The sequence below is a fragment of the Catenulispora sp. MAP12-49 genome (assembly GCF_041262705.1).
Lineage (GTDB): Bacteria > Actinomycetota > Actinomycetes > Streptomycetales > Catenulisporaceae > Catenulispora.
Genome location: NZ_JBGCCP010000013.1, coordinates 21,441 through 46,043, shown reverse-complemented (window position 1 = coordinate 46,043; position 24,603 = coordinate 21,441). Strand labels below are relative to the sequence as shown.

Annotated in this window: 14 protein-coding genes; 4 read left to right on the top strand and 10 right to left on the bottom strand. The window is 72.6% G+C overall.

Translation table 11 applies throughout. From position 1 onward, the window contains the following. Position 1: 1 nt before the first annotated feature. The 6 genes from ABIA35_RS23240 to ABIA35_RS23215 form a co-directional block, all read right to left on the bottom strand. Complete coding sequence (locus tag ABIA35_RS23240; RefSeq protein ID WP_370359287.1) at positions 2-2,815, bottom strand: AAA family ATPase; 2,814 nt, start codon at positions 2,813-2,815, stop codon at positions 2-4. A gap of 34 nt (positions 2,816-2,849) precedes the next feature. Beyond that, positions 2,850-3,887, bottom strand: a complete 1,038-nt coding sequence (locus tag ABIA35_RS23235; protein ID WP_370346039.1) for a LysR family transcriptional regulator — start codon at positions 3,885-3,887, stop codon at positions 2,850-2,852. Positions 3,888-3,950: 63 nt separating this feature from the next. Continuing rightward, positions 3,951-4,571: a response regulator transcription factor gene (locus ABIA35_RS23230; protein WP_370359285.1), complete on the bottom strand. Its 621-nt coding sequence runs from the start codon at positions 4,569-4,571 to the stop codon at positions 3,951-3,953. Positions 4,572-4,837: 266 nt separating this feature from the next. Further along, positions 4,838-5,932: an NAD(P)-binding domain-containing protein gene (locus ABIA35_RS23225; protein ID WP_370359284.1), complete on the bottom strand. Its 1,095-nt coding sequence runs from the start codon at positions 5,930-5,932 to the stop codon at positions 4,838-4,840. 42 nt (positions 5,933-5,974) lie between these two features. Further along, positions 5,975-8,359 (bottom strand): lantibiotic dehydratase, encoded by a 2,385-nt coding sequence (locus tag ABIA35_RS23220; protein ID WP_370359283.1) that lies wholly within the window; start codon positions 8,357-8,359, stop codon positions 5,975-5,977. Further along, entirely contained in the window at positions 8,356-11,610 is a 3,255-nt protein-coding gene (locus ABIA35_RS23215) for an amino acid adenylation domain-containing protein (RefSeq protein WP_370359281.1), read from the bottom strand. Before ABIA35_RS23215 ends, ABIA35_RS23220 begins: the two co-directional genes overlap by 4 nt. Positions 11,611-11,731: 121 nt before the next feature. Between ABIA35_RS23215 and ABIA35_RS23210 the strand changes: the two genes are divergently transcribed. After that, a complete protein-coding gene (locus tag ABIA35_RS23210; RefSeq protein ID WP_370359280.1) occupies positions 11,732-11,998 on the top strand; it encodes a phosphopantetheine-binding protein in 267 nt (88 codons plus the stop codon). A 3-nt stretch (positions 11,999-12,001) separates the two neighbouring features. Here the strand turns inward: ABIA35_RS23210 and ABIA35_RS23205 are convergent, their stop codons facing one another. Genes ABIA35_RS23205 through ABIA35_RS23190 form a run of 4 tightly spaced genes read right to left on the bottom strand, consistent with a single transcriptional unit; the run spans position 12,002 to position 16,852 of the window. Then, positions 12,002-13,234: an ATP-grasp domain-containing protein gene (locus ABIA35_RS23205; RefSeq protein ID WP_370335143.1), complete on the bottom strand. Its 1,233-nt coding sequence runs from the start codon at positions 13,232-13,234 to the stop codon at positions 12,002-12,004. 50 nt (positions 13,235-13,284) lie between these two features. After that, positions 13,285-14,328, bottom strand: a complete 1,044-nt coding sequence (locus tag ABIA35_RS23200) for a PLP-dependent cysteine synthase family protein (RefSeq protein WP_370335141.1) — start codon at positions 14,326-14,328, stop codon at positions 13,285-13,287. After that, positions 14,310-15,317, bottom strand: coding sequence for a kinase (locus ABIA35_RS23195; RefSeq protein ID WP_370335139.1), 1,008 nt, complete (start codon positions 15,315-15,317; stop codon positions 14,310-14,312). The genes ABIA35_RS23200 and ABIA35_RS23195 overlap by 19 nt, the downstream gene beginning before the upstream one ends. Then, positions 15,314-16,852, bottom strand: a complete 1,539-nt coding sequence (locus ABIA35_RS23190) for an argininosuccinate lyase (protein WP_370359279.1) — start codon at positions 16,850-16,852, stop codon at positions 15,314-15,316. The genes ABIA35_RS23195 and ABIA35_RS23190 overlap by 4 nt, the downstream gene beginning before the upstream one ends. A 252-nt stretch (positions 16,853-17,104) precedes the next feature. On the opposite strand from ABIA35_RS23190, the gene ABIA35_RS23185 reads away from it, so the two are divergent. The 3 genes from ABIA35_RS23185 to ABIA35_RS23175 all read left to right on the top strand — a co-directional run bounded on the left by ABIA35_RS23185 (position 17,105) and on the right by ABIA35_RS23175 (position 24,558). Further along, a complete protein-coding gene (locus tag ABIA35_RS23185; protein WP_370359277.1) occupies positions 17,105-18,385 on the top strand; it encodes a hypothetical protein in 1,281 nt (426 codons plus the stop codon). A 68-nt stretch (positions 18,386-18,453) separates the two neighbouring features. Further along, positions 18,454-18,651, top strand: coding sequence for an MbtH family protein (locus tag ABIA35_RS23180; protein WP_370335133.1), 198 nt, complete (start codon positions 18,454-18,456; stop codon positions 18,649-18,651). A gap of 231 nt (positions 18,652-18,882) precedes the next feature. Beyond that, the gene (locus ABIA35_RS23175) at positions 18,883-24,558 is read left to right on the top strand and encodes an amino acid adenylation domain-containing protein (protein WP_370359276.1); all 5,676 of its coding nucleotides are present in this window, start codon (positions 18,883-18,885) and stop codon (positions 24,556-24,558) included. Positions 24,559-24,603: the final 45 nt, after the last annotated feature.

The window sequence follows — 24,603 nt, the reverse complement described above, 5'->3', positions numbered from 1 at the left end:
TCTAGGAAAGCGCCGCGCCCAACTCCCGCCGCGACGAAATCCCCGCCTTCGCGAACACGTTCCGCAGGTGCCATTCCACCGTGCGGGGGCTGAGGAACAGCTCCGCGCCGATTTCGGCGTTCGACTGGCCGGCCGCGGCGAGGCGGGCGATCTGGGCCTCCTGCGGTGTCAGGACCGGGGCGCCGACGGTGCGCTTGCGGACCGTCTCGCCGGTGGCGAGTAGTTCGCGGCGTGCGCGTTCGGCGAAGGCTTCCATGCCGATGGCGAGTGCGGCTTCGTGGGCTGTGCGGAGTTCGTCGCGGGCTTGGGCTCGGCGGTTTTGACGGCGGAGCCATTCGCCGAACAGGAGGCGGGCGCGGGTCGCGAAGGTGTCCAGGCCGCCGGTGGTGAAGCGGTCTATTGCTTCGCGGTAGCGGTCTTCGGCGACCTTCGGTGCGCCGGTGAGGGCGTCGGCGAGTGCGTATGTTCCCAGTGCCCATGGGGTGCCGGACTGGCTCCAGTCGGCCAGCTTCGCGCAGGCGCGAGCCGCCACGGCTGGTTCGCCGGCGCGGGTTGCGGCCTCGACCAGTTCGCTCAGAGTGCAGTAGTGCACTGCGAAGTCCGGGTATTCCAGGCCCCGGTTGGCGGCTTGCAGGGCCAGCGGGTAGTCGCCGTGGCCGTTGTGCAGTACCGCTCGTGCGTAGGCCGCCAGGCCGATCAGGCGTCCCAGGCCGTGCTGTTCGCCGTCGCGCTCCATGGATTCGGTCAGGTCCAGGGTGTCCTGCTTGTGTCCCTGGTGCGCGGCGACCATTGCTTTGGTGGCCCGGTACGTCGGCAGGCCCATGGTCTGCTCAGCGGCCGCTGCCTCGGCGAGCAGTTCGGCGGCTTGGGGGAAGCTTCCCGCGTAGCTCACCGCAGCGGCCTGATACGTCAGCGCCGGCGGCAGGATCGACAGGGTGCCGGTCGTCCGGGCGAAGCGCACCGCGCGGTCGGTGATGTCCTGCAACGCCTTCAGGTCGCCGAGTTCGGCCGCCGTGTTCGCGGCGTACCACAGCAGCGGCAGGTCCTTGGTGTCGGTGAAGGAGCGCAGGGCTTGCTCCAGCGGGGTGATCGCGGCTACCGGGCCTTCGGTAGCCCAGGCGGCCAGACCTTGGGCGATCCGTCCGGGCGCGTCGTCGCCGCTGGGTAGGTCGCGGACGGCTTCGGCGGCGCGCCGCAGGGCGTTCGGGTCGTTGCGTCCCGTGCTCAGGGCCGCGCCGAAGGCCACCAGGCAGGTGTGCCGGGCGGCGGACGGGTCGAGGTCGCGCAGCTGGATCGCTGCGGCCAGCAGCGGCTCCACCACGCCGATCCCGGGGTTGACCACGTGGGTGGCCATGGCGCGCAGCCGGGCCGTGGTGCCGCGTTGCAGGGGGTTGAGTTCGCCGAGTTCGGCGGCGGCGAGCAGGTCGGGTACGCGGGCCGGCAGACCGGCGTCCAGGTAGGCCTGCGCTGCGGCCAGGGCTCTGCCTGCCCGGCCTTGGGCGTCCGGGGTGAGTGCGGTGGCGCGCTCCAGGAACGAGCCGGCTGCTGCCCGGCCGCCGCGCGCCAGGGCCCGGTCGGCGGAGCGTTCCAGGGCGGCGGCGACGTCCTCGTCCGGTTCGACGGCGGCGTGGGCCCGGTGCCAGGCGCGGCGGTCGGGGTCGCGGTCGGCGTCGGTCGCCTCGGCCAGGGCGCGGTGTGCGGCGCGCAGGGCTGTGGCGTCGGCTGTGCGCCAGATCGCCGAGCGCACCAGCGGGTGCCGGAAACGGACCGGGGCGCCCATGGTGATCAGGTCTGCGGCCTCGGCCGGTGCGGCCGCCTCGGGGCCGACGTCCAGAAGGTCCAGCGCCCGCCACAACAATGGTGCGTCGCCCACGGGTTCGACGGCTGCCACCAGCAGCAGGGTGCGGGTCTGCGGGGGCAGGGCCGCCACGCGCCGGCCGAAGCCGTCCTCGACGCGGGTCGCCACGCCGCCGTCGGCGGCCGTGCTCGGTCCGCCGCCGTGGTTGCCGAAGCCGAACGCCAGCTCCGCGGCGGTCCGGCTGCGCGGCAGTTCGAGCAGGGCCAAGGGGTTGCCGCCGGTCTCGGCGACGATGCGGTCGCGCACGCGCGCGTCGACCGGGCCGGGCAGCGCCTCCTGGAGCAGGGTGCGCGCGTCGGCGTCGGTCAGCCCGGTCACGGCCAGATCCGGCAGCCCGGCCAGCCCGGCCGGGCCTTCCGTCTCGCCGTCGGCGAGGCGTTCGGCGAAGATCAGCGCCACAGCCTCGGCGTCCAGCCGTCGGCCGACGAAGGCCAGGATCAGCCGCGACATCAGGTCCAGCCATTGCGCGTCGTCGACCAGGCACACCAGGGGCGAGGCGGCTGCGGCCTCGGCGAACAGCCCCAGCACCGCCATCCCGACCAGCATCAACTCCGGGACGGCGCCCGAGCTCAGGCCGAAGGCGACGCGCAGCGCGTCCTGCTGCACCGAGGGGAGTCGGTCCACGTGTGCAAGGAGTGGGGCGCACAGTTGCTGCAACGCCGAGTATGCGAAGTCCGACTCGGCCTCGACTCCGGCGGTGCGGACCACCTGCACCCGCACGACAGGCTGGGGCTGGCCGGACTGCCGGGCCGGGCCGGTCCGAGTGGACTGGCCGGCTTGAGTGGCCTGGCCGGCCTGCGCCGCCACGTACTCCAGCAGCGCCGACTTGCCGATGCCGGCCTCCCCGCGCAGCACCAGCACCCGGCTGTGCCCGGCGCGCACGTCCCGCAGCAGCCGGTCCAGCGTCTCCAGTTCGCGGCCGCGGCCGAGCAACTGGTACCTCGTGTCGTGCGACATCGTTTCCTTACGATGGTGGGGTCCCGGGACCATCTTACGAACGATCACCGGCGCTGAAGTCGCTGAACCCGAGCAACGGCTGCGGGCGGTAGTCCGTGGTGGAGCCGGGATCCCGCGGGTGGGTGACCTGCACCGGCCGGGGCGCGTACGGACCTTCGCTGTAGCGCACCGCGGCATCCAGCAGCGCCTCATAGACGGCCGAGGCGACGGCCTCCACCGCCGGCACCGAGCGCTCGCTGAGCCGGCGGCGGAACATGCGCAGCAGATACCAGCCCGGGACCTCGATGTCGGACAGCTTCGCGCCGGGGGTGGTCGCCCCCGAGTACGACGGCAGCAGCGCCGCGCCCAGCCCCGCCGTGACCATGGCGCGCGTGGTGATCTGGTGCACCGCCAGGTGCTCGACGCCGGGCCGGATCCCGTGGGCGGCGGCGAACCGGCTCCAGGCGCGCTCCAGCGCCGAGCCCGCCGGCGCGGTGATGAAGGGGAGGCCGTCGAGATCGGCCGGCGTGGTCGGGACCGGCCAGGATTCCGGGACCACGATGAGGTATCTGGCCTCGAACACGACGAAGGAGCGGATGCCCGGCGGCACCGGGATCGCGGTGTCCCGGTCGTCGGCCACCAGCAGGATGTCCAGATCGCCGACGCGCAGCGCGGGCAGCCCGTCCTCGGTGTGGGCCTCGACGAGCCGGAGCGTGATGCCCGGATGGTGCGCGGCCAGCCAGGGCACCGCGGCCGCGGCGATCTCCGGCACGGCCGCCAGCGGCACGCCGACGGCCACCGGCCCGACGGCCGCCTCGGCATAGGCGGCGAGCCCCTGAGCCGCATCGGCCAGCGTCTGCTCGATACGCTCCCCGAACCCGGCCAGCAGCCGCCCGGCCGCGGTCAGCCGCACCCGGCTGGCGCCCCGGTCCACCAACGGGACCCCGGCCTCCTGTTCCAGCCTGCTGAGTTGCTGCGACACCGCCGACGGCGTGGTCCCGAGCACCCGCGCGGCCGAGGCGATACCGCCGTGGGCGGCTATCGCGTTGAGCGCGACCAGGCGCTTGGGGTCCATGTCGCGCTTCGGGGCCATGTCCACGAGGGCAAGGCTAGTCGCGGCCGGGAAGGCGAGGCGGTGCGGGCGCCCGCACCGGACTCAGATCCAGCCCTCCTCGCGGGCGATCCGCACCGCCTCGATCCGGCTGTGCGCGCCGGTTTTGGCGATGGCGCGCGACAGGTAGTTGCGGACCGTGCCGTCGCTGAGGAACAGTTCGGCGGCGATGGCCTTGGTCGGCGCGCCGTTCACCGACTTCAGCAGCACTTCGCGCTCCCGGTCGGTGAGCGGGTTGTCGTCGGCGGACAGTGCGGCGGCCGCCAGATCCAGGCCCAGGACCGGTTCGCCCTCGACGATCCGGTGCAGGCCGTTGATCAGCTGGGCCGGGGACACGTCGACGGTCAGGAAGCCGGTCTGCGGGGCCAGCCGGGTCAGCGCCTTCAGTGTCGCCGCCCAGCGTTCCACCAGGATCAGTACCTTGATGTCCGGGCGGCGCTCACACAGTTGGGCGCACACGGTGTTCAGCGTCAGGGTGCCCGGCAGTTCGGCGTCCAGCAGGACGACGCCGGGCCGGTGCCGCCGTACCGCCGGCCAGACGTCCTCCAGCCGGGTGGGCCGGGCCACCACCCGGAAGTCGCCTTCCCGGCCCAGGAGCGCCGCCAGCCCTTCCCGCCACAGAACAGCCCGTTGCGCCAGTGCGATCTCGATCAATGTCGACCCCATCCGCAGCAGTACGCCTCCGCGCAGTGCATTCAGACTAGCCAACGGATACTGCTTCAGAGAATGCCGTAGGCGAAATATCCCTTTGCTTCGCTATGGATTTGCATTTCGTTCAAAGCCTGGGCCGACCTGGTGTGCCGTGAATACGCCGCGGTCTGCGCGAGATGCCGACCAGTCTTATGCGAGGCATAAGAATTCGCTATTTGTTTCGAATAAAGCGGGGGGCCCGAATAGCGGTATCAGCACCCTGATTCGATACGCCCTGGACGCTACGCCGCCAGCGCCGGAGCGGTCCCGGCCGCCAGCAGCCGCCGGATGTCCCGGACGGCCTCGCGCCCGGCGCGGTTGGCCCCCACCGTGCTGGCCGAGGGGCCGTAACCGACCAGGTGCAGCCGCGGTTCCAGCACCACGCGCGTGCCGTCCATGGTGATGCCGCCGCCGGGCGCGCGCAGGTGCAGCGGCGCCAGGTGGTCCAGGGCCGCGCGCCAGCCGGTGCACCACAGGATCACGTCCGCCTCGACGGAGCGCGGCGACCCCGGTACGCCGGCGACCGGCGCGTCCCACGCGACACCCTCCGGCGTGATCCGATCGAACATCGGAAGCCGGTCCAGCACCCCGGTGTGCTGGGCCTCGCGGATCGCCTCGTTCACCGGCAGCCCGGTGACGCCGACCACGCTCTGCGGCACCAGCCCCGCGCGCACCCTGGCGTCCACCATGGCGACGACTTCGCGCCCGTACTCCCGCGTGAACGGCTGGTCGCGGAACACCGGCGGCCGGCGCGTCACCCAGGTCGTCGTGGCTCCGGACGCGGCGAGCTCGGTGAGCAGCCCGATCGCGGTGATGCCGCCGCCGACCACGATCACGCGCCTGCCGGCGAACTCCTGCGGGCCGGGGTAGGTCGCGGCGTGCAGCTGGCGTCCGCGGAACGTCTCACGGCCGGGGTAGTACGGCCAGAACGGCTTGTTCCACGTGCCCGTGGCGTTGATCACGGCGCGGGCGGCCCAGGTGTCGGCGTCGGTCTCGACCAGCAGGCGGTCCTGCGGCCCGTAGCGCACGGCGCGGACCGTCGCCGGCCGGTGCACGGCCAGCTGGAAGTGCTCCTCGTACCGGGCGAAGTAGCGCGGGACCGCCTCCGAGGCCCGCTCCTGCGGCCCCGGCGGCTCGAAGGCCATGCCGGGCAGGTCGAAGATGCCGTTGACGGTCGCCATGCGCAGCGAGGGCCAGCGGTGCTGCCACGCGCCGCCGGGTGCCCGGTCGCCGTCCAGGACCACATATCCGGTCTCGGGGGCGAAGCCGGCCCGGTCCAGGTGGTAGGCGCTGGACAGGCCGGCCTGGCCGGCCCCGATCACTGCGACGTCCGTCATGCGCGTGGCTTCGTTCACGCCGGGTGGAACAACCGGACCCGGTCAATCCTTCCGGCGGTCGACGAAGACCATCCGCAGTTCGCTGGTGTACCGGCGGTCCTGCCGGTCGCGCAGCCAGCAGTGGTCGATGTCGGGCAGCATCTCGGAGAAGCCGATGGCCGATGTGCTCTCCTGCTGCTCCTGCGCCTCCCGGGCCGAGGTGCGGACACACCGGGCCAGCAGGTGGACGAACGCCGGGCTGCGGAAGTCGACGAACGCCGGCTTGTCCTCGGTCGCGACCCGGTAGAACATGCGGATCGGCAGCCCCTGTGCCGCACGCCACACGCACGCTTGGCGGTAGCGCTCTGCCTCGTCCTTCAGCTTCGCCCAGGCGAGGTCCTCCAGGTCGAAGGTCCACGACTCCCGGGACAGGACCAGGCGGCCGATGGTGACCCGGGGCGTGTGGGCGGTCTTCGGCAGCGGGGAGAAGCCGTTCACGACGGCGGCCGTCAGCTGCTCGCCGAGGGCCTCCATCAGGGGCCGGCGCTCGCCGGTGCGCAGGGATCGGACCGTCAGGGGCGCCGCCGAGCTGGCCTGATCGCGTTCCACGACCAACTCGGCGGCGCTGACCACGTCGCCCGGCGCGCCGGTGCAGTCCGCGTACATGGTCCAGTACCAGTACGCGGGCGACAACAGCGCCGAGGGGTAGGTGCGCGAAGTCACCTGGCGGGATGCCTTCGCCGGCACCGCCACGACGCGGTCCGGGAGCACGGCCTCGTCGATGGCGATGAGAGCCGGCAGGTCTTCGTGGAACTCGGCCAGGGGGCGGGCGTCCAGGGTGTTCATCGCCATGTGCAGCTCGCCGAGCACGCACAGGAAGTCGCCGCGCTGCGCCGCCTCGGCGTCGCGCGCGGCGATCATTAAATCAGGAGCCTGATAGACGGCCGAGGACCAGAGGGCTGAGTCCGCGAAACCCGCTGGGAAGGCTTCGCGGACGGCGGTGGCGAACCCCTCCAGCGGCACCTCGTGGCGGCGCGCGCCACTGGAAACATCAGAGGTGTCGGAGATGCCGGTGATGTCGGGGATCCGCAGCAGTTCCGCCCAGCGTCGGCGGAAGTCGGCGACCACATCGGACACCGGGGCGGGGAGTTCGCGGAAGGAGAAGTAGAGGTCGGGGGTGGCGGCTTGGACCAGTGCCGCCAACGGAATCGCTGACGCTTCGGCGCGGGCGCTGAGCCGGTCGAAGATCTCGCCGAAGCGCGCGGCGTAGGCCTGGCCGGCTTGGGCGACCAGCCAGCGCGCGCTGTCCAGGATCGCCGACAACGGCTCGGCCACCGCCTGGAGGATCTGCGGGCCGATCTCGACCCGGACGTCGCGGCAGGTGTCCTCGAACAGGACGCAGCGGCCCGCGTAGGCCTCGCCGCCGCGCCGGGCCGCGGCGGTGCCGGTCAGCTTCTCGAAGACGGCGTCGGCGTGCGCGAGTCCGGCGGCCAGGCGGTCGGCGTCGCCGGCGGCGGACGCCACCTCGTCGCGGGCGGCGATGAGCTCGTCGAGCGCGGCCAGCAGGCGCCTGCGGACGTCCTGGTCGGCGATCGTGTTGAGCTTGGCGCGCAGGGTGATCTCCGGGTCGGACTCGATCGGCCCGCTGAGGTCCGCGCGGAGTACGCCGCGCTCGATCAGATCGGCGATCAGTTCTGGGGCAGCGGTCAGTTCGGGAGGGGCGATCGGTCCCGGAGCGGCGATCAGTCCCGGGGCAGCGGTCAGCTCGCCGACCGTCGTGACCCCGTCGCACCGTTGGACCAGGTCCAGCTCCTGCGGCGTAAGGGCGATCTCGGTGCCGCGCACGCCGCGCAGCTGCCCGTCGACGATCGCCTTGTCCTCGCTCAGCCGTGGGCGCAGATGCGTCAGGACATCAGGATCCTGTGACAGGGCGCGGGCCACCTCGTCGATGGCCCAGTGTTCGAAGAACACTTTGCGGTGGGCGAGCAGTCCGGGGCCGGGCTGCGAGTCCAGGGCCGGACCTTCGGCGACGGCGCGTCCCCACGCCACCGGCCCGAAGAAGCCGATCGAGTCGTTCTTCAGGGCGTAGCGCTGGACGTAGTTGGCGACGGTCAGCTCGGCCTGGCGGCGGACCTTGCCTGGGAGCGTTCGCCCGGAGGCCAGCTTGTCCAGGCAGTTGCGCAGGACCGATCGGCTCTGCCAGGCCACCGCCTCGCGGAACGGGCCGTCGGCCGCGATCCGGCGAATCCGGGCACTGATGTGCTCGGCCGCGGCGGTGTAGAGCGGCTGGAAGTCGGAGGCGCTCGTGGTGGCCGCCGCATTGGCCAGGCCCGGGACGCAGAGCTGCTCGGCGAAGTCGGCGGGGAAGCCGGCGCCGCGCAAGGCCCATTCGGCGCGCAGGGACCAGTCTCCGGTGCCCAAAGGGATTCGCGCGTCCGTCTCGATCACGAATCCTCCAGCCGTCGGCTGACCTCGGCGTCCGACAGCGTCTCCAGCTCCGCGACCAGCAGCTCCTCCACCCGCGCCGCCAGCCCGGCGACCGTCGGGTCCTGGAACAGCAGCCCGACGTTCAGCTCCAGCCCGACCGTCTCGCGCAGCCGGTTCACCGCGCGTACCGCCAGCAGCGAGTGGCCGCCGAGGCCGAAGAAGTTGTCGTGCGCGCCGACGCCGGTGACGCCCAGCACCTCGGTGAACACCGCCGCGACCGCTTCCTCCGCCGGGCCGTCCGGCGGGACCGCCGCCGCGCGGGCTTGCCGGGCCGTGCCGCCGAGGGTCGGCGCGGGCAGGGTGCGGCGGTCGAGTTTGCCGCTGGCGAAGCGCGGGATGGCCGTGACCGCGATGATGACGCTCGGCACCGCGTAGCCGGTCAGGCGTTCGCGGACTGCCGCGTGCACGCCGTCCACGCTCGGTTCGACGCCGAGGCCGAAGACCACATACGCCGCCAGGTATTTGTCGCCGTTCGGGCCCTGACACACCAGCGCCGCCGCGTCGGTGACGCCCGGGGCGTTGCGCAGCGCGGCGTCGACCTCGCCGAGCTCGATGCGCACGCCGCGGATCTTCACCTGCTCGTCGACCCGGCTGCGGAACTCCAGCGTGCCGTCGGCCAGCATCCGGCCGCGGTCGCCGGTGCGGTAGACGCGCTCGCCGGGGCGCCAGGGGTGCGGGACGAACGCGCCGGCGGTCTTCGGCGCGTCGCCGAGGTAGCCGCGCGCCAGGCCGACGCCGGCGATGCACAGCTCGCCGACCACACCGACCGGGACCGGGCGCAGCGCCGAGTCCAGCACCACCACCTCGTTGTTCGCCATCGGCCGGCCCAGGCTCACCACGCCGCCGCCGACCGCGTCGGCGGCGGCGCAGGTGTGGAACGTGGAGTCGATCGAGACCTCGGTGGCACCCCAGGTGTTGTCCAGGCTCACCCGGTCGCCGAACACCTCGCGGAAGCGGGCCACCAGCCCGGCGCGCAGCGCCTCGCCGCTGGACAGGACGCTGCGAAGCTTGCTCAGGCCCTTGATGTCGTCGTCGGTCAGCGCCTCCAGGACCAGGTCCAGGATCGCCGGCACGAAGTTCACGTGCACGGCCTGGAACCGCACCGCGGCCTCGATGATCGCCCACGGGTCGCGGTGCGCGCCCGGCGGCAGGACGGCCACGGTGCCGCCCACGGCCAGCGGCCAGAACACCTCCACGGCCGAGTCGTCGAACGTCAGCGTGGTCTTGTGCAGCACGACCTCGCCGGGCGCCAGGTTGTGCCGCTGCTGCATCCACCACATGCGGTTCACCCAGCCGGCGTGGGTGCTCGCGACGCCCTTGGGCTTCCCGGTCGATCCGGAGGTGTAGTAGATCGAGCACAGGTCCAGCGGGTCCGCCTTCGCGACCGGGGCGCCGTCACCGGCCAGCGGCGAGCCGATGTAGCAGGCCTGGACCGTCAGCGGCGTGCACACCGCGCCGACCGCGACCTCGTCCTCCGCCGAGCCGACCAGGCACACCGGTGCGCCGGCGTCCCGCAGCAGCCCGACGGTCCGGGACGCCGGCGTCCCCGGCTCGATGGGCAGATACGCGCTGCCCGCCTTCAGGATGCCGAGCAGTGCCGCGACCAGGTCCGGCGAGCGTTCGAGCAACACCCCGACCGCGACGTTCGGCCCGGCCCCGGCGGCCCGCAGCCGCGCGGCGATCGCCTCGGCACGCGCGTTCAGCTCGGAGTACGTCAGGGAGCTGTCTTCGTCGATGACCGCGACGGCCGTCGGACGTGCCGCCGCCTGCCGTTCGAACAGCTCGTGCAGGCAGCGGTCCGGGAACGGCGTGGCCTCGACCATCGCCAGCGCGCGCAGCTCCGCCTCCTGCGCGGCGGTCATCAGCGGGATGGTGCTGATCGGCGCGCCCGGGTGCACCGCGATGTGCTCCAGCGCGGTGCGCAGCCGCCCGGCCAGCCGCTCGACGGTCGCGTCCTCGTACAACGCGGTGTCCCAGCCCAGCTCGCAGTGCAGCTCGTCGTCCTCGAGCGCGAACCCGACCCCGAGGTCGTACTTGGCGCTGTGTCCGCGCGCGGTCAGCTCGGTCACCGTCAGGCCCGGGAAGTGCAGCGGCTCGCGGCGCCGGGCGCCGAAGTTCACGAGCACCTGGAACAGCGGCGTGCGGGCCAGGTCCCGCTCCGGCGCCAGTTCCTCGACCATGCGGTCGAAGGGCAGCGTGGCGTGGTCGTAGGCGTCCAGCGCGGTGTCCCGGACCCGTTCGAGCAGCGCGGCGAACGTCGGGTCCCCGGACAGGTCGGTGCGGATCGGCAGCATGTTGACGAACAGGCCGATCACGTCCTCGGCCTCGGCGCTGTGCCGCAGCCCGAAGGTGGTGCCGACCGTGACGTCGGTGGTGCCGGTGCCCTGGTGCAGCACCGTCTGAGTCGCCGCCATCAGGACCATGACCATCGTGGCCCCGTGGTCGCGCCCGATCTCCGCGAGCTGCGCCGTGGTCTGCTGCGACAGCGCGAACTTGCGTTCGGAAGCGCCGCGGCCGTCCCGCTGCGCCGGACGCGGCCGGTCGGTCGGCAGCTCGAACGGCTCCGCGTCGGCCAGCGTTTCGCGCCAGTATTCGAGGTCTGCCTCGCTCTGCTGGGGATCCTCGGCCTGTTCGATGGCCAAGGCGACGTCGCGGTACTGGCCCGGCAACTCCGGAAGGTAGATCGGGCGCTGTTCGCGAAGCGCGGCGTAGGCCGCGGCCAACTCCCGGTGCAGGATGCCCTGCGACCAGTCGTCGAAGGCCAGGTGGTGCGCGGTGATCGCGAGCACGTGCTCCTCCGGGCCCAGCCGCATCAGCCGTACTCGCATCGGCGGCCCGGCCGCGACGTCCAGCGGCGTCTGCGACTCCCGCTCCAAGAAGGCCTGCAGATCGTCGGGGTCCAGATCGTCGCAGGACACGGCGACGTCCGAGGCCGGCCGCAGGATCCCGACCAGGCCGTCGGCGTCCTGGCCCACGCTCGTGCGCAGCACCTCGTGGCGCTCGGCCACCGCGCGCACCGCCTCGATCAGCGCCCGGCGGTCCAGCGGCCCGTCCAGATGCAGGAAGACCGGCGTCAGGTAGCCGCCCGGCAGGGTGCTGAGTTGGTCGACGAGCCACGTGCGCTGCTGGTCGCGGGAGAGCCGGACCCGGTTGTCCCGCCGCCCGGCCAACCAGTACGGATCGGGCTGCGGGGGAGCGGTGGGGGAGGTCATGGCGTCCTTCCGGCCGGCGACAGAGCGCGCCCATCGTGCGGGCGCGGGCTATCGGCGGGCCTTTCCCGGTGCATCGTGCGCGGATAGGGCGCTGATAGGGGCGGTGGGAAGCATTGATCGCATGACATCTGACTCGGCGCAGGCCCCTGATTTGGCACAGGCTCCTGATTTGGCACAGACGATCGCGGACATCTTCAGCGAGGTCTTCGGCGGCGGCCCGGTCGAGCCGGACAGCGACTTCTTCGACATCGGCGGCGACTCCATCCTGGCTGCCAAGGCTGTCGTCCGGCTGCGCAAGAAGCTGGACATGACGGTGACGATGCGCGACGTGTTCACCGCGCGCACCGCCAAGGCCCTCGCCGTGGTGCTGGCCGACCGGGTGGGATGAGACTCAGACGACGATGTCGAAACCGATCGCTGTCACTGCCGCCGCCAGCCTCTGCCGCACTTCCTCGGGCGTAGCGCCGGTGCCGATGACGTATCCGAGCCGGTCGTAGGACGACTGCGGCCGGCGCACTCGCGTCCCCTTCTGCGCCGTGACGGTCACCTCGCTGATCCCCTCCAGCGCGGCGGCATCGCGCACCCCTGACACCGCATCGAGCACGCCTTCGCTCTCGGTGAGCAGGAACCGGATGCCCGCCACGGCGCTCGCCCGATCCGGCAGCGCCGGCTTGGCCCCGGAAGCCGCGACGATCTGCGCCCGAAGCACGTCCGCCCCGGTCGCCAGCCGCATGAGCTCCGGAATCATGCCGCCGGCCATCCGGGCGTTGATCTCGATGACCACCGGCCCGCGCTCGGGATGCAGCCGCACCTCGGTGTGCGTCGGGCCGTTGCGGATCCCGGTCGCGGACAGCGCCGCGGCGACCTCGGCGAGCAGAAGGCGGCGCACGTCGGTCGCGAGCGGAGCCGGGAAGACGTGTCCGGCCTCGACGAAGAACGGCGGCGGCGCCATCGTCTTCTCGGTGACCCCCAGCGCGTGCGCGACGCCGTTCACGCTGAACATCTCGACGCTGTACTCCGGCGCCTGGACGTACTCCTCGACCAGGACCCGGCCGGCCGCCGGCTGGTCGCGCGTGTTGGTCTGGACGGCGAGGACGCGCATGGTCAGCTCGGTGGCCTCGGCCTCGTCGTGGCACAGCCGCACGTTCAGCGACCCCGACTCGTCGACCGGCTTGACCACCGCCGGCAGGCCGATCCGCTCCAGCGCCGCCGGCAACTGGCCGAGGGCTTGTACGAGCTCGAAATCGGGCTGCCCGACCCCGGCGGCGGCCAGCAGCCGCCGGGTCCGTCCCTTGTCCCGGCACACGCTCACGGCCTCGGGCGGATTGCCCGGCAGCCCCAGCGCCTCGGCCAGCCGCGCCGCCTGGAACAGGTAGAACTCGCTGGTCGTGGTGGCGCCGGCGATGGCCGACCCGGTCCCGAGCGCGCGCGAGGCCGCCAGCAGGGCGTCGAAGTCGTTGGTCTGGCAGTCCGCGACGGTGGCCCCCGTCTGGTCCAGCCCCCGGTACCGGGACGGCCGGCTGGTCAGCAGCACCGGCTCGAACCCCAGCTCGGCGGCGGTGACCAGAGCCCGCATCCCCGACCCGGTGGTGTTCGACTCGACGAACAGCAGCTTCCTCATCATGCCTCCGCATCATGCCGGTACAGCGGGCCCGGTGTGTCAGTGTTCACACATCAGAGTCCTGACGGATCGGGCGGCACCTCGACCGGGCTGCTCCACGACCACGCCGTCACCGGCCGCCCGTAGGGGACGCGTTCGGGCTCCTGCCGGACCGGCAGATCCCCCAGCCCCTTCTCCTCCCAGTGCCCGGCGTCGAACACCGTGTCGGCGTACCGGTCGCCACGATCCGGCAGGATCCCCACCACGACCGCCGGCCCGGCCAGCCCCCCGACCAGGTGCCGCAGCACCCGGTACACCGACCCCGACGTGTTCCCGCCGAAGATCTGCTGCTCGGCGGCCAGCGCGTGGGTCGCCGCGAAGGCCTCCCGGTCGTTGAGCCAGTGGATGTCGTCGATCTGCCCGTGGTCCAGGTTCGGCGGCAGCATGCTGTTGCCCAGCCCGCTCTGCAGCCGCTGCGGCCGGTCCGGCTGTCCGAACAGGACGCTGCCGACGCAGTCCACCCCGACCACCCGCAGCTCCGGAAGCTTCGCGCGCAGCGCCCGCGCCGTCCCGCACAGCGACCCGCCGCTGCCCACCGACCCCACCAGCACGTCCACGTGCCCGAGTTCGGCCAGCAGCTCGTCGGCCAGCGTCCGGTAGGCCGCCGGGTTCTGCGGGTTGCTGTACTGGCGCGGCCAGAACGCCCCCGGCAGGGTTCTGAGAAGCTCCTCCAGCAGCTCCAGGCGCGCGCTCTGCCAGCCGTGCGAGGACATCTTCTCCACGACGTGCACCTCGCACCCCAGCGCGCGCAGCTTGGCCAGCGTGATCCGGTCGATCCGCGGATCGGTGACGATGTGCACCGGATGCCCCAGCGCCGTCCCGACCAGCGCCACCCCCAGCGCCATCGTCCCCGAGGAGCTCTCGATCAGCGGCGCGCCGGGGGCCAGCTCGCCGCTCTCCCGGGCGGTCAGGATGATCTGCCGCGCCACCCGGTCCTTCATCGCGAACAGGTTCTGCAGCTCCAGCTTGGCGTACCCGCGCACGCCCTCGGCGGCGGGCAGGTTCAGGGCCACCAGCGGAGTGTGGCCGACGGCGTCTATCACGGAGTCGAAGAGCACGGCATCGCCTCGAAGATCGGCCAGGACCGGTGGACCTGGGACGGGTCGGTGAGCAACGGATCGGACAGACAGTGGTCGACCCGCACCGCGCTCACCCCGGGCAGCGCCGCGCAGGCGCGCCGGGCCGCGGCCAGGCGGTCGATGTAGCGGGGGTCGTCGTCGGAGAGCAGGATGCCCAGCACCGTGCCGCTGTGCGCGGCCACCACGCCGAGCCCGCCGATCTCCTGGCAGGCCGCGATCATCTGCTGCAGGCAGCGCTTGGGCCGCAGCCGCTGGTTCATCAGGGCACTGCCGGTCGCCACCCGGCCCAGGCCCGCCGGGTCGCAGCGCGCGGCGGCGTCCCGGGCCAGCTCCAGCAACCGCGCGTAGGCGCGCTGCTGGGCCCCGGTGAAGCGCTTGGGCACCCGGTTGTACTCCACCGTGTCCACCTCGCCGCCCTCGTCGACGCCCACGACCGTCATCGGCGGCAGGTGCCCGATCCGCTCGTGCAGCCGCACCTCGCGGTGCCGGAAGGCGACCGAGCCGTCGTACATGACGCCGTCGGTGGGCTCGACCTCGCGCAGCAGGTCCTCGATGCGCGCCGGGTCCGGCTCGGCGCGCAGGGCCCGGCCGACGGCGCGCGCCGTGGCCACCAGGTCGGCCGAGGAACTGGCGAAGCCCTTGCCCTCGGGCAGGTCGGTGGTGATCTCCAGGATGCCCCCGCCGGACGCGCCGAGGGCGGCGAGCATGGTCGTGGCCAGGAGCCGGGCTTTGCTCTTGTGCGCGGGGTTCACGGTGATGCCGGCGGCCTCCGGCTGGTAGCGGAAGGTGCTGGTGCTCCAGCGGTCGATCGGCAGGGTGACGAGGAAGTCGGTGTCCGAGGCGGGCAGGCGGCCTTGGAGGAGTTCGCCGAAGGTGCCGAAGGCGCGGCCGATGGCGATCCGTGACGGCGGAGCAGCAAGGGGCGTCGCGAAGGGCAAGGCCGTCGGCGTGCGGGGGTCGGCGGTCACCGTCCGGGAACCCCGGTGGGAACGCGAGCCGGCCGGTCCGGCATCGCGTCCAGCGCGGACAGCGCCGCCTCGACGGTCACGCGCCGGAACTCCCAGGCCTTCTCCAGGCTCGCGGCCATCGCATCCTGCTCGTCCAGCATCGCCTGGACCGCGTCGGGGTGCGCGGAGCCGGGCGTCAGCTTCCTGAGTAGATCGGCGACCGGATCGAAGACCCCTTCCAGGACCGCGATCGGATCGCTGATCGGATGCCCGGCCTCGTGGCCGATGCGGGCCAGCGCGGCTGGATCGGTGTCCATCGGCTGGCGTCCGGCCTCCAGCGCGGCGGTGATGTAGCGCCCTGCGACGACCTGCGCGGTGCGCCAGGGAATGCCCTCCTCCAGCGCCAGCCGGTTGGCCAGCGAGAAGCCGCCGAGGAATTCGCGTTCGCACAGCTCGCGCATCCGGTCGGTGCGGAACACCGCGGCGTCCAGCACGGCGGTGAGCAGCCGGCACAGCGAGTCCAGGTCGTCCAGCGCCTGCGTCAGGCCGCGCGAGCCCTCCTTGGACACCTCCACGGTGTTGCTGAACGGGGTGTTGCGCTGCGCCGCGACGACGTCGGCGTACCAGCCCGCCAGGTGGCCGCTGCGGCCCCGGATCCGTTCCAGGACCGGGTAGTTCTTCTTCTGCGGCATCGCCGAGGAGATGCCGGCCAGCTCGTCGGGCAGCTCCAGGAACGCGTGGCCGCTGCCGGCCCAGGCCATCAGGTCGGTGACGAACCGGCTCAGGCCCACGCCGAGCGTCGAGCACTGCGCGGCCAGCGCCAGCACCCAGTCGCGCGAGGCGACGGCGACAAGCGCGTGCGGCTCGGGCACGGCGAAGCCCAGCAGCGTCGCGAGCAGATCGCGCGGCCAGGGCAGCTCCTGGCCGGACATCGCCCCGGCGGCCAGCGGGCAGCGGTCCAGGGCGTCGTAAACGCTCAGCAGGCCCTCCAGTCCCTGCAACAGGTGTGATGACAGGGCACTGATGTAGAAACCGGGGGTCACGACCTGCGCGGCCTGCAAGTGCGTGAAGCCCGGCATCACGTCCCGCAGATGCCGCCGCGCCAGATCGCGGGCCGCGGCCGCGGTGCCGGCGACCGCCTCGGCCGAGGCCAGCAGGCGCTCGCGCCCGTACATCAACTGCGCGCAGGCCTGCAGGTCGTTGCGGCTGCGGTCGACGTGCCAGCGCGGGACCGGCGCCCGCCGGTGCGTCTCGATCTCCAGGCTCAACGCGATGTCGGAGAAGTTCTCCGCCGGATCGGCGGTGATCGACCCGGCGGCCTCGGTCAGCGCCCGCGCGAGCTGGTCGCACTCGGGCGCGCTCAGCACCCGCATGCGCTCGTAGGCGACCAGCAGGGCCTTCTCGATCCGGACGTAGTGCGGCAGCAGACGCCGCACCTCGTAGCGGAACTGCGGCTCGAGGACCTCCTCGTGCAGCAGCCGCGCCGGGGGACTGCTGACCCGGCCGGTCACCGGCGCCGGATCCGACCGCGCGTCAGATCGCAGGTCGGATCGCATGTCAGGCCGCATGTCCGATCGCATGGTCCCGCTCACCGCCACCTCGCTTCGCCTCGCCGCCGGATCACGGCGGCGCCCCAACCTCGCAGCGCCGGCTATCGGCGCCCTTTCGCCCCGCGATGCCCCGCCGATGCCGCGGCGATAACCGCGGCACCGGCCCCGCGGGTAACAGTGAGCGGATAGCGCGGCATGGACTCGGCGAGACGAACCCGGCGGCGTCGGTCGCCCCAGGCGAAGGTGGGTGGCTGGAACATGAGCGTCCTGCGATGGGCGGTGGCCGACGCCGACCGGATGGCGCGCCGCCTGGCCGCACTGCGCCGCTGCGGCGCATGGGTCGACAAGGCGGTGGTCCGCCCCGGCTTCACCGAGCCGGAACGACGGGCGCAGCGCTACGTGGCGCGCGAGGCGGTCCAGGCCGGGCTGCACGCTTGGGTGGACGCGGCGGGGAACTTATTGGTGGGGCGCGCCGGCGCGGGCGAGGTCGGTGGTCGCGGGAGCTTGGCGGCCGGGCGGGATGCGAGCGGCGGCGGGAGCCGGGCCGCGGGGCAGAGGGCTGGTGCCGGCGATGTGGCTGGCGGTCGTGGGAGCGTGCTTGCTGAGCAGAGGGCTGGCGTTGGCGCTGCGAGCTGGGTTCGCCCGCGTCTGATCCTCGGCGCGCATCTCGACACCCCTCCCGGCGGCGATCGCTTCGGTGGCGCGCATGGCGTGGTGGCGGCTTTGGAAGTGCTCCAGGTGGTGGCCGAGAGCGCGGGGGACCGGGAACTGGCGTGCGAGCCGGTGGTCGTGGTGTTCGCCAACAGCGCCGGTGCCTTGTTCCCGCATCCCGGCTGGGGCGCCAACGCGGTGCTGGGCAGCGTCGAGCGCGAGCCGGCTGACCGGTTCGGCACCTCGTTGCGGTATCCGCTGCACCAGGCCGGCGGCGACCTGGACGCGCTCGACTCGGCGGCATGGCCCTCGCCGGCGATGGCGTGGCTCGGCGTGGAGGTGGATCGGTGCGGTGAGCTTGACGGCTCGGCGGATCTGGGCATCGTCGCGGGATTCCAGGGGTGTGCGTCGTTCGAGATCGGTGCCGGTGTTCGCGGCGGGTCTGTCGACGTGGCGGTCAGCGAATCGCTGGCGGCTGTTGCGGCGGCCGGGCATGGCTCCGTCACGCTCGGCCGCCTGATCCTGCCCTCCGACGAGGTCTTGGCGCTCGTCGAGCTCTGCGATCCGAGTCCTGCGACGCTCGCGGCCGTGAAGGACATGGAAAGACAGATCGGCAGCCCCGTCGCCGTACGCCGCGTGCTGACCGCCGATCCGGCGGACGCCGACTTCGCGCTCGCCAAGCTCCTCGCCGAGGCCGCCGACGTCCAGTCCCTGCGCCACACCGCGGTCACGACCCGGGCCGGCGGCGACGCCCAGCTGTTCGCCCCGACGGTCCCGACCGGCGCGCTGCTCGTCCCGGCCACCGGCGACCGGGTCGCAGGCTCCTGTCTCACCGCCGCCGTCGAGGTCCTGCTGCAGGTCACCCGCACCCTCGTGGGCTTGCGATAGCCGATCGATAGCCGAGCGCAGGCCGCTGCCCGCACGATGGCCCCACCACGCGAACAGGAGGCGGCCGGATGACCGCGGACACGGCGAAAGTCGTCGTCAACGACGAGCAGCAGTACGCGCTCTGGCCGGCGAGCCGGCCCTGCCCGGCGGGCTGGACGGAGACCGGCGTCAGCGGAACGCGCGCCGAGTGCCTGGAGCACGTCGAGCGGGTGTGGACCGACATGCGCCCGCGCAGCCTGCGCGAGCGGCACGGCGAGGCCGGCTGACCGACCTGTCGCGGGGACGAGGGACCTGGCACACAGGGGCGTGCCGCCGCGCCGACAACACCGCAGTCGAGTCGGCGCGGCGACGCACGTCAGCAGGGCCCGAGAAGGCTGTAGGCCCGGCGGTCCGGCGGCTCACGATCGGTGCCGCCCGGCTCGATCGACAGCGAGCCGGGCGCCCCCACTTCCCACAGAAACAGAACTCGCCCTCTGCCACGCCCGAACGGAGCCGCGATGTCCACCACCACCCCCGGAGCCCGCACCCTCTCCCCGGAGCGCCGGGCGTTGCTGGAGCGCAGGCTGCGCGGCGCGACCGTACGTCCGGCGGGACCGGCCCCGAGGCCCGGTGGCGGCCCGGCGCCCCTGTCGCCGGTGCAGCACAGCATGTGGGTCATGGACCAGTTCCTCGCGGACAACTCGGTCTACAGCGTCTACCGCGCCGTGTGGCTGCGCGGCCCCATCGCCGTCGATGCCCTGCGTCACGCGGCCGACGAGCTGGTCCGCCGCCACGAGATCCTGCGCAGCGTCTACCCCGATCCGGCAGATCAGGCCGATCCGGTCCAGGTGCCGCTGCCGCCCGAGGGCGCGGACATCGAGGTCGTCGACCTGGCCGCTGCCTCTTTCGCCCCCGCAGCCCCCGCCGCCCCCGACGGCCGCACCGCCGCGCTCGCGTTGGCCACCCACGAAGTCGCGCAGCCCTTCGACCTCCGCCACGGCCCGCTGTTCCGGGTCCGCGTGTATCAGACCACGCCGACCGAAGCCCTGCTGCTGCTGACCATGCACCACATCGTCAGCGACGAGTGGTCCTGCGACGTCCTGGCCCGCGAGTTCAGCGCGCTGTACGCCGGAGCCGACCTCCCCGAACCCGAACTCCAGTACGCCGATTTCGCCGCGTGGCAGGCACACCGCGTCGAAGGCGCGCTCGCCGAGAAGCAGATCGAGTACTGGCGCGCCAAACTCGGGCCCGTCGACCACATCCTGCGCCTGCCGACCACCCGGCCGCGTCCCGCGCAGCCCACCTTCCGCGGCGGCAGCGTCTCCGTCACGCTGCCCGAGAAGACCACCGCCGCCCTGCGCGCCTTCGTCGCAGACCGAGGTACCACGGTCTTCGCCACCTTGTTCACGGCCTTCGCCGCTGTCCTTGGCCGGGCCAGTGGCCAGAACCGCTTCGCGATCGGCACGCTCACCCTGGGCCGCGCGTGGCGCCAGACCGAACCCCTGCTCGGCATGTTCGCCAACACCGTCGCCGTCCCGGTCGACCTCACCGGCGACCCCGGCTTCGCCGACGCCCTCGCCCGGACCGCCGAGGAGGTCGCCGGGGCGCTCGACCATCAGGACGTGTCCTTCGAGCAGGTCGTCGCGGCGGTCCGGCCGGCCCGCGACAGCTCTCGCAACACCCTGTTCCAAGTCCTGTTCCAGTCGGTCCAGGCCGACGCCGGGCGCTGGCGCATCCCGGGCCTGGACGTCGAACCCGTGCAGCTGCACAACGGCTCGCAGAAGTTCGACCTCACCATGATCGCGGTCAACCGTCCCGAGGTCGTCGAACTCCAGCTCGAATGCGCATCAGACCTCTTCGACAGCGCTGACGCCGAGCGTCTGGCCGAGCGCGTCGTCGGCGTCCTGGACGCGGCGCTCGCCGATCCGGCGGCCCGGTTGTCCGCGTTGGACCATGTCCCGGAGCGTGAGCGGGAACTGGTTCTGCGCACCTGGAACGAGACCGTGCAAGAGATCCCGGCTGTCCCGCTGCACGCTCTCGTCGAGCACCAGGCCGACCGCGTCCCGGACGCCGCCGCGGTCATCGACGCCGACGGCACGATCACCACCTACCGCGAGCTGGACGAGCGCGCCAATCAACTGGCGCATCGGCTACGCCTCGAAGGAGTGGACCGCGAGACGCCGGTCGCGGTGTGCCTGGACCACGGCGTCGGCCTGTTCGTGGCGCTGCTCGGCGTCCTCAAGGCCGGTGGCACCTACGTCCCGCTGGACCCCGGCCACCCCGCCGAACGCCTGTCCTTCGTCATCGGGGACACCCGCGCGCGGATCGTGGTGACCCGGGAAGGGTTGCTCGACCTGCTGCCGCCGATGCCGCGTCGCACGGCGCTGTGTCTGGACCGGGACGCCGCCGCCCTCGACGCGGAGCCGCGCTGCCGCCGTCCCGCCACGAATACGGACCCTGACGCCCTGTGCTACATCATGCACACCTCGGGCTCGACCGGCCGACCCAAGGGCGTCATGGTCACGCATCGCGGCCTCGTCAACTACCTGACCTGGGCGATCGGCGCCTACGGCATGGACGGCGCCTCCGGTGCCCCGATGCTCGGCTCTCCCGCCTTCGATCTGTCGGTCCCGAACCTCTGGCTGCCTTTGATCACTGGCAATGACGTCACGGTTCTACCTCCGGATCGAAGCCTGGCAGTGCTGGCCGCCGCCCTGACCGAGTCCCGCGATTTCAGCCTGGTGAAAGCCACTCCCGGCCACCTCGGCGTGCTGCGCGGCCATCTTCAAGGGTACGAAGGCCGCGAAGAGCTGGACTCCGTACGGACCTTCGTCCTCGGCGGCGACGAGCTGCGGCCCGAGAACGTCGCGGCGTGGCGCCGGATCTTTCCGCGCGCACGGATCATCAACGAGTACGGGCCGACCGAGACCGTCGTCGGCTGCTCGATCCACGAGGTCGGGCCCCATCCCGGCGCGACGATCCCGATCGGCCGACCGATCGCCAACACCCGCATGTACGTCCTCGACGACGCCCTGAATCCGGTCCCCGTCGGAGTACCCGGCGAGTTGTGCATCGGCGGGGACGGCGTGGCCCGCGGCTATTTCGCCCGCCCCGGGCTGACCGCCGAGAAGTTCGTGCCCGACCCCTACGGCGGCGTCCCCGGCGCGCGCATGTACCGCACCGGCGACGTCGCGCGGTTCCGCTCGGACGGCCAGCTGGAGTTCCTGGGACGCCGGGACCACCAGGTGAAGATCCGCGGCTACCGCGTGGAGCTCGGCGAGATCGAGGCGGTGCTGGCGCGGCATCCGCAGGTCGGCGAGGCGGTGGTCACGGTTCACGACGACGGTCCGGGACGGCGCCGCGTCGTCGCCTACATCGTCGCCGCCGCCGGCGCGCCGCGCGATCCGGCGCCGCTGGCCGCGTTCGCCGCCGCCGGACTGCCCGAGCACATGGTCCCGGCGCTGTGGGTGTTCCTGCCCGAGCTGCCGCTGACCGCCGGGGCGAAGATCGACCGCGACCGGCTGCCGGCCCCGGACGCCGCCGCGCACCGGCTCGACGACGGCGGTCAGACGTCTGAGCCGGTCGGCGATGGAGAGCGGGAGTTGGCCCGGATCTGGTCGGAGGTGCTTCGGGCCGAATCCGTGGGCCGGCATGACGATTTCTTCGCGCTCGGCGGGGACTCGATCCTGGCGATCCAGGTGGCGACGCGCGCCAAGCAGGCGGGGATCGGCGTCACGCCGCGCCAGCTTTTCGAACACCGGACGGTTGCCGCGTTGGTGGAGGCGGTGGCCGAGACGGCTGGGGCCACCTCCATAGAGGTGGTCGAGCCGCGCGAGCCCGCCTCGCGGAGCGGCGCTTTGCCCCCCACACCGATCCAGCATCTGATGGCCGACACCGGGATCGAGCTGGACCGCTACGTCATGCCGGTGTTCGTCCAATGGCAGGGGCGGGTGCAGCCGGAGGTGCTGGACGCGGCGCTCGTCGCGTTGGTGCGGCAGCACGACGCGCTGCGGATCAGGGTCCTGCGGGGCGCGGACGGGCTCGAGGCATCGATCGTGGAGTCGGTGCCGGATTCGCTGCTGGACGTCGCCGAGGATGACACCGAGGATGCCGACGGCGATCTGGCCGCACTGGCGGCTTCGGCCGTCGAGCGGCTGAGCTTGAGCGATGGGCCGGTTCTGCGCGGCGTGCTGCTGCGGACTGCCACGGAGGATCGGGTGGCGCTGCTCGCGAACCACTATGCGGTCGACTCCGTCTCGTGGGCGATCCTCCTTGAGGATCTGGAAACCGCCTATCGCCAGTTGGAACTCGGGGAACCGGTCGAGCTTCCGCAGCCCACGACGTCGTTCAAGGAGTTCGCGGAGCGGTCGGCGGAGTATGCGAGCTCTGATGAGTTCGCCGCTGAGGCCGACCGGTGGTTCCAAGCCCGTGATGGGGGAGTGGGGCTGCCGGTCGACGGGGATGCGACCGGTGACGGCGTCGAGCACGTCATCCGGTGCGCACTGGCGGAGGAGGAAACCAGGACCCTGATCGCTGTGGTCCCCTCCGCCTACGGGACGCGGATCGACGACGTGCTGCTGACCGCCGTGGCCGGGGTGGTGGGGCGCTGGACCGGGCGCAACGTGGTGGATCTGGAGCAGGAGCGCCATGGGCGCCATGCGCCGTTCGACGACGTGGACCTGACGCGGACCGTCGGGTGGTTCTCGGCGTTCACACCGGTGCGGCTGCACGTCACGGCCGGCGACTGGGGCGCGCGGGTGCGGAGCGTCAGCGCGCAGCTGGCCGCGTTGCCGCCGGACGGATTGGGCGCCGGGCTGGCGCGGTACTCGCGGCGCGACGGCCGGGTCTGGCCCGCGCGGCGTCCCGGGATCGCGGTGAACTACCTCGGGCGGCTCGACGATCAGCACGGCGGGCTCAGCCTCATGCGGCGGCTTGCCGCGCCGCAGGGGTGGCGCGTGGCGGCCGGCGGGACGTCGCCGCATGCGATCGAGGTGAACGCGGCGGTCGTCGAGGGGCGGTTGCAGACGGCGTGGGGCTTCTCAGAGGCCGTATTCCGACCGGAGACCGTGTCGGCGCTCGCCGAGGACTTCATCGCCGACCTGAAGGAGCTGATCACGCACTGCGCGGCCGTGGGCACCGCCGTGCGCGGCGGCCTCAGCCACGGCGCGCTGTTCCCGGGCGCCCCGCTGATCCTGGGATCCATGGCCGAGAACGGCATTCCCGGCGCCGCGCTGGCCGTGATCGGCGACGACGGCGAGGTCACGGCCGCGTGGGGCGAGGGGGTGCTGCGCGCCGGGTCGGCCGAGCCGGTGACCGGCGAGACGGTGTTCCCGGTGGGGTCGATCTCCAAGCACTTCACGGCGCTCGCGGTGATGCGGCTCGTCGATCGGGGCGTGTTGGCGCTGGATGAGGACGCGAACCGGTACCTGCGGTCGTGGCGCGTGCCCTCCTTCGACGGCGACTCGGGCCCGATAACGCTGCGGCACCTGCTTGGGCACACCTCCGGCTTCCGCGAGCTGAAGCAGCTCTACCTGCCGCCGGACGGCCCGGTGCCTACGCTCGTGGAGGTATTGGAAGGCGGCACGGGCTTCACCGACGGACCGGTGCGGCCACACTTCGCCCCGGGCACGGCGTTCGAGTACAGCAACGCGAACTCGGCGGTGCTGGAACAGATGTTGGTCGACGTGACGGGGGAGTCGTTCGCGACGTCGGTGACGGGCCTGGTGCTCGATCCGCTCGGGCTGACCGCGACCCGCTTCGCCGCACCGGAGCCCGAGCCCGCGTCGTCGGCCGCCACTCCGCTCACCGGCCACCAACCCGACGGCAGGCAGACCGACCCGACGTCGCACCTCTCGATCCCCGCAGCCGCAGGCGGTATCTGGTCCACGGCATCGGATCTGGCGCACCTCGCCCGCGATCTCCAGCGCGCAGCCACCGGCCGACCCTCGGTCCTGCTCAGCCACGAGGCCGCCGCGCAGATGCTGCACCGCCCCGCGTTCACCAACTACGGCCTCGGCGTCACCCTCCACGGCACCGGCCCCGACCAGTGGTTCAGCCACGGAGGCGAGGTCCCCGGCTTCCGCTCGGTACTGATCGCCTACGCCGCACGCCCCGGCGGCTTCGCGTTGGTGACCAACAGTGCGCGGGGCGCGGGGCTGATGTACGATATCTTGCTTGCTGCGGCGGGGGATTGAGGGTCGGCGAGAGAGCCTCGACGCCTGTCCGCGCCGAGTCTGGAG

What these genes read in the sequence shown, in the direction of transcription:
- ABIA35_RS23240 (WP_370359287.1), bottom strand. Translation starts at nt 2,815, where the DNA reads ATGTCGCACGACACGAGGTACCAGTTGCTCGGCCGCGGCCGCGAACTG.
- ABIA35_RS23175 (WP_370359276.1), top strand. Translation starts at nt 18,883, where the DNA reads ATGTCCACCACCACCCCCGGAGCCCGCACCCTCTCCCCGGAGCGCCGG.
- ABIA35_RS23180 (WP_370335133.1), top strand. Translation starts at nt 18,454, where the DNA reads ATGACCGCGGACACGGCGAAAGTCGTCGTCAACGACGAGCAGCAGTAC.
- ABIA35_RS23205 (WP_370335143.1), bottom strand. Translation starts at nt 13,234, where the DNA reads ATGATGAGGAAGCTGCTGTTCGTCGAGTCGAACACCACCGGGTCGGGG.
- ABIA35_RS23225 (WP_370359284.1), bottom strand. Translation starts at nt 5,932, where the DNA reads ATGACGGACGTCGCAGTGATCGGGGCCGGCCAGGCCGGCCTGTCCAGC.
- ABIA35_RS23210 (WP_370359280.1), top strand. Translation starts at nt 11,732, where the DNA reads ATGACATCTGACTCGGCGCAGGCCCCTGATTTGGCACAGGCTCCTGAT.
- ABIA35_RS23185 (WP_370359277.1), top strand. Translation starts at nt 17,105, where the DNA reads ATGAGCGTCCTGCGATGGGCGGTGGCCGACGCCGACCGGATGGCGCGC.
- ABIA35_RS23215 (WP_370359281.1), bottom strand. Translation starts at nt 11,610, where the DNA reads ATGACCTCCCCCACCGCTCCCCCGCAGCCCGATCCGTACTGGTTGGCC.
- ABIA35_RS23190 (WP_370359279.1), bottom strand. Translation starts at nt 16,852, where the DNA reads ATGCGATCCGACCTGCGATCTGACGCGCGGTCGGATCCGGCGCCGGTG.
- ABIA35_RS23230 (WP_370359285.1), bottom strand. Translation starts at nt 4,571, where the DNA reads ATGGGGTCGACATTGATCGAGATCGCACTGGCGCAACGGGCTGTTCTG.
- ABIA35_RS23235 (WP_370346039.1), bottom strand. Translation starts at nt 3,887, where the DNA reads ATGGCCCCGAAGCGCGACATGGACCCCAAGCGCCTGGTCGCGCTCAAC.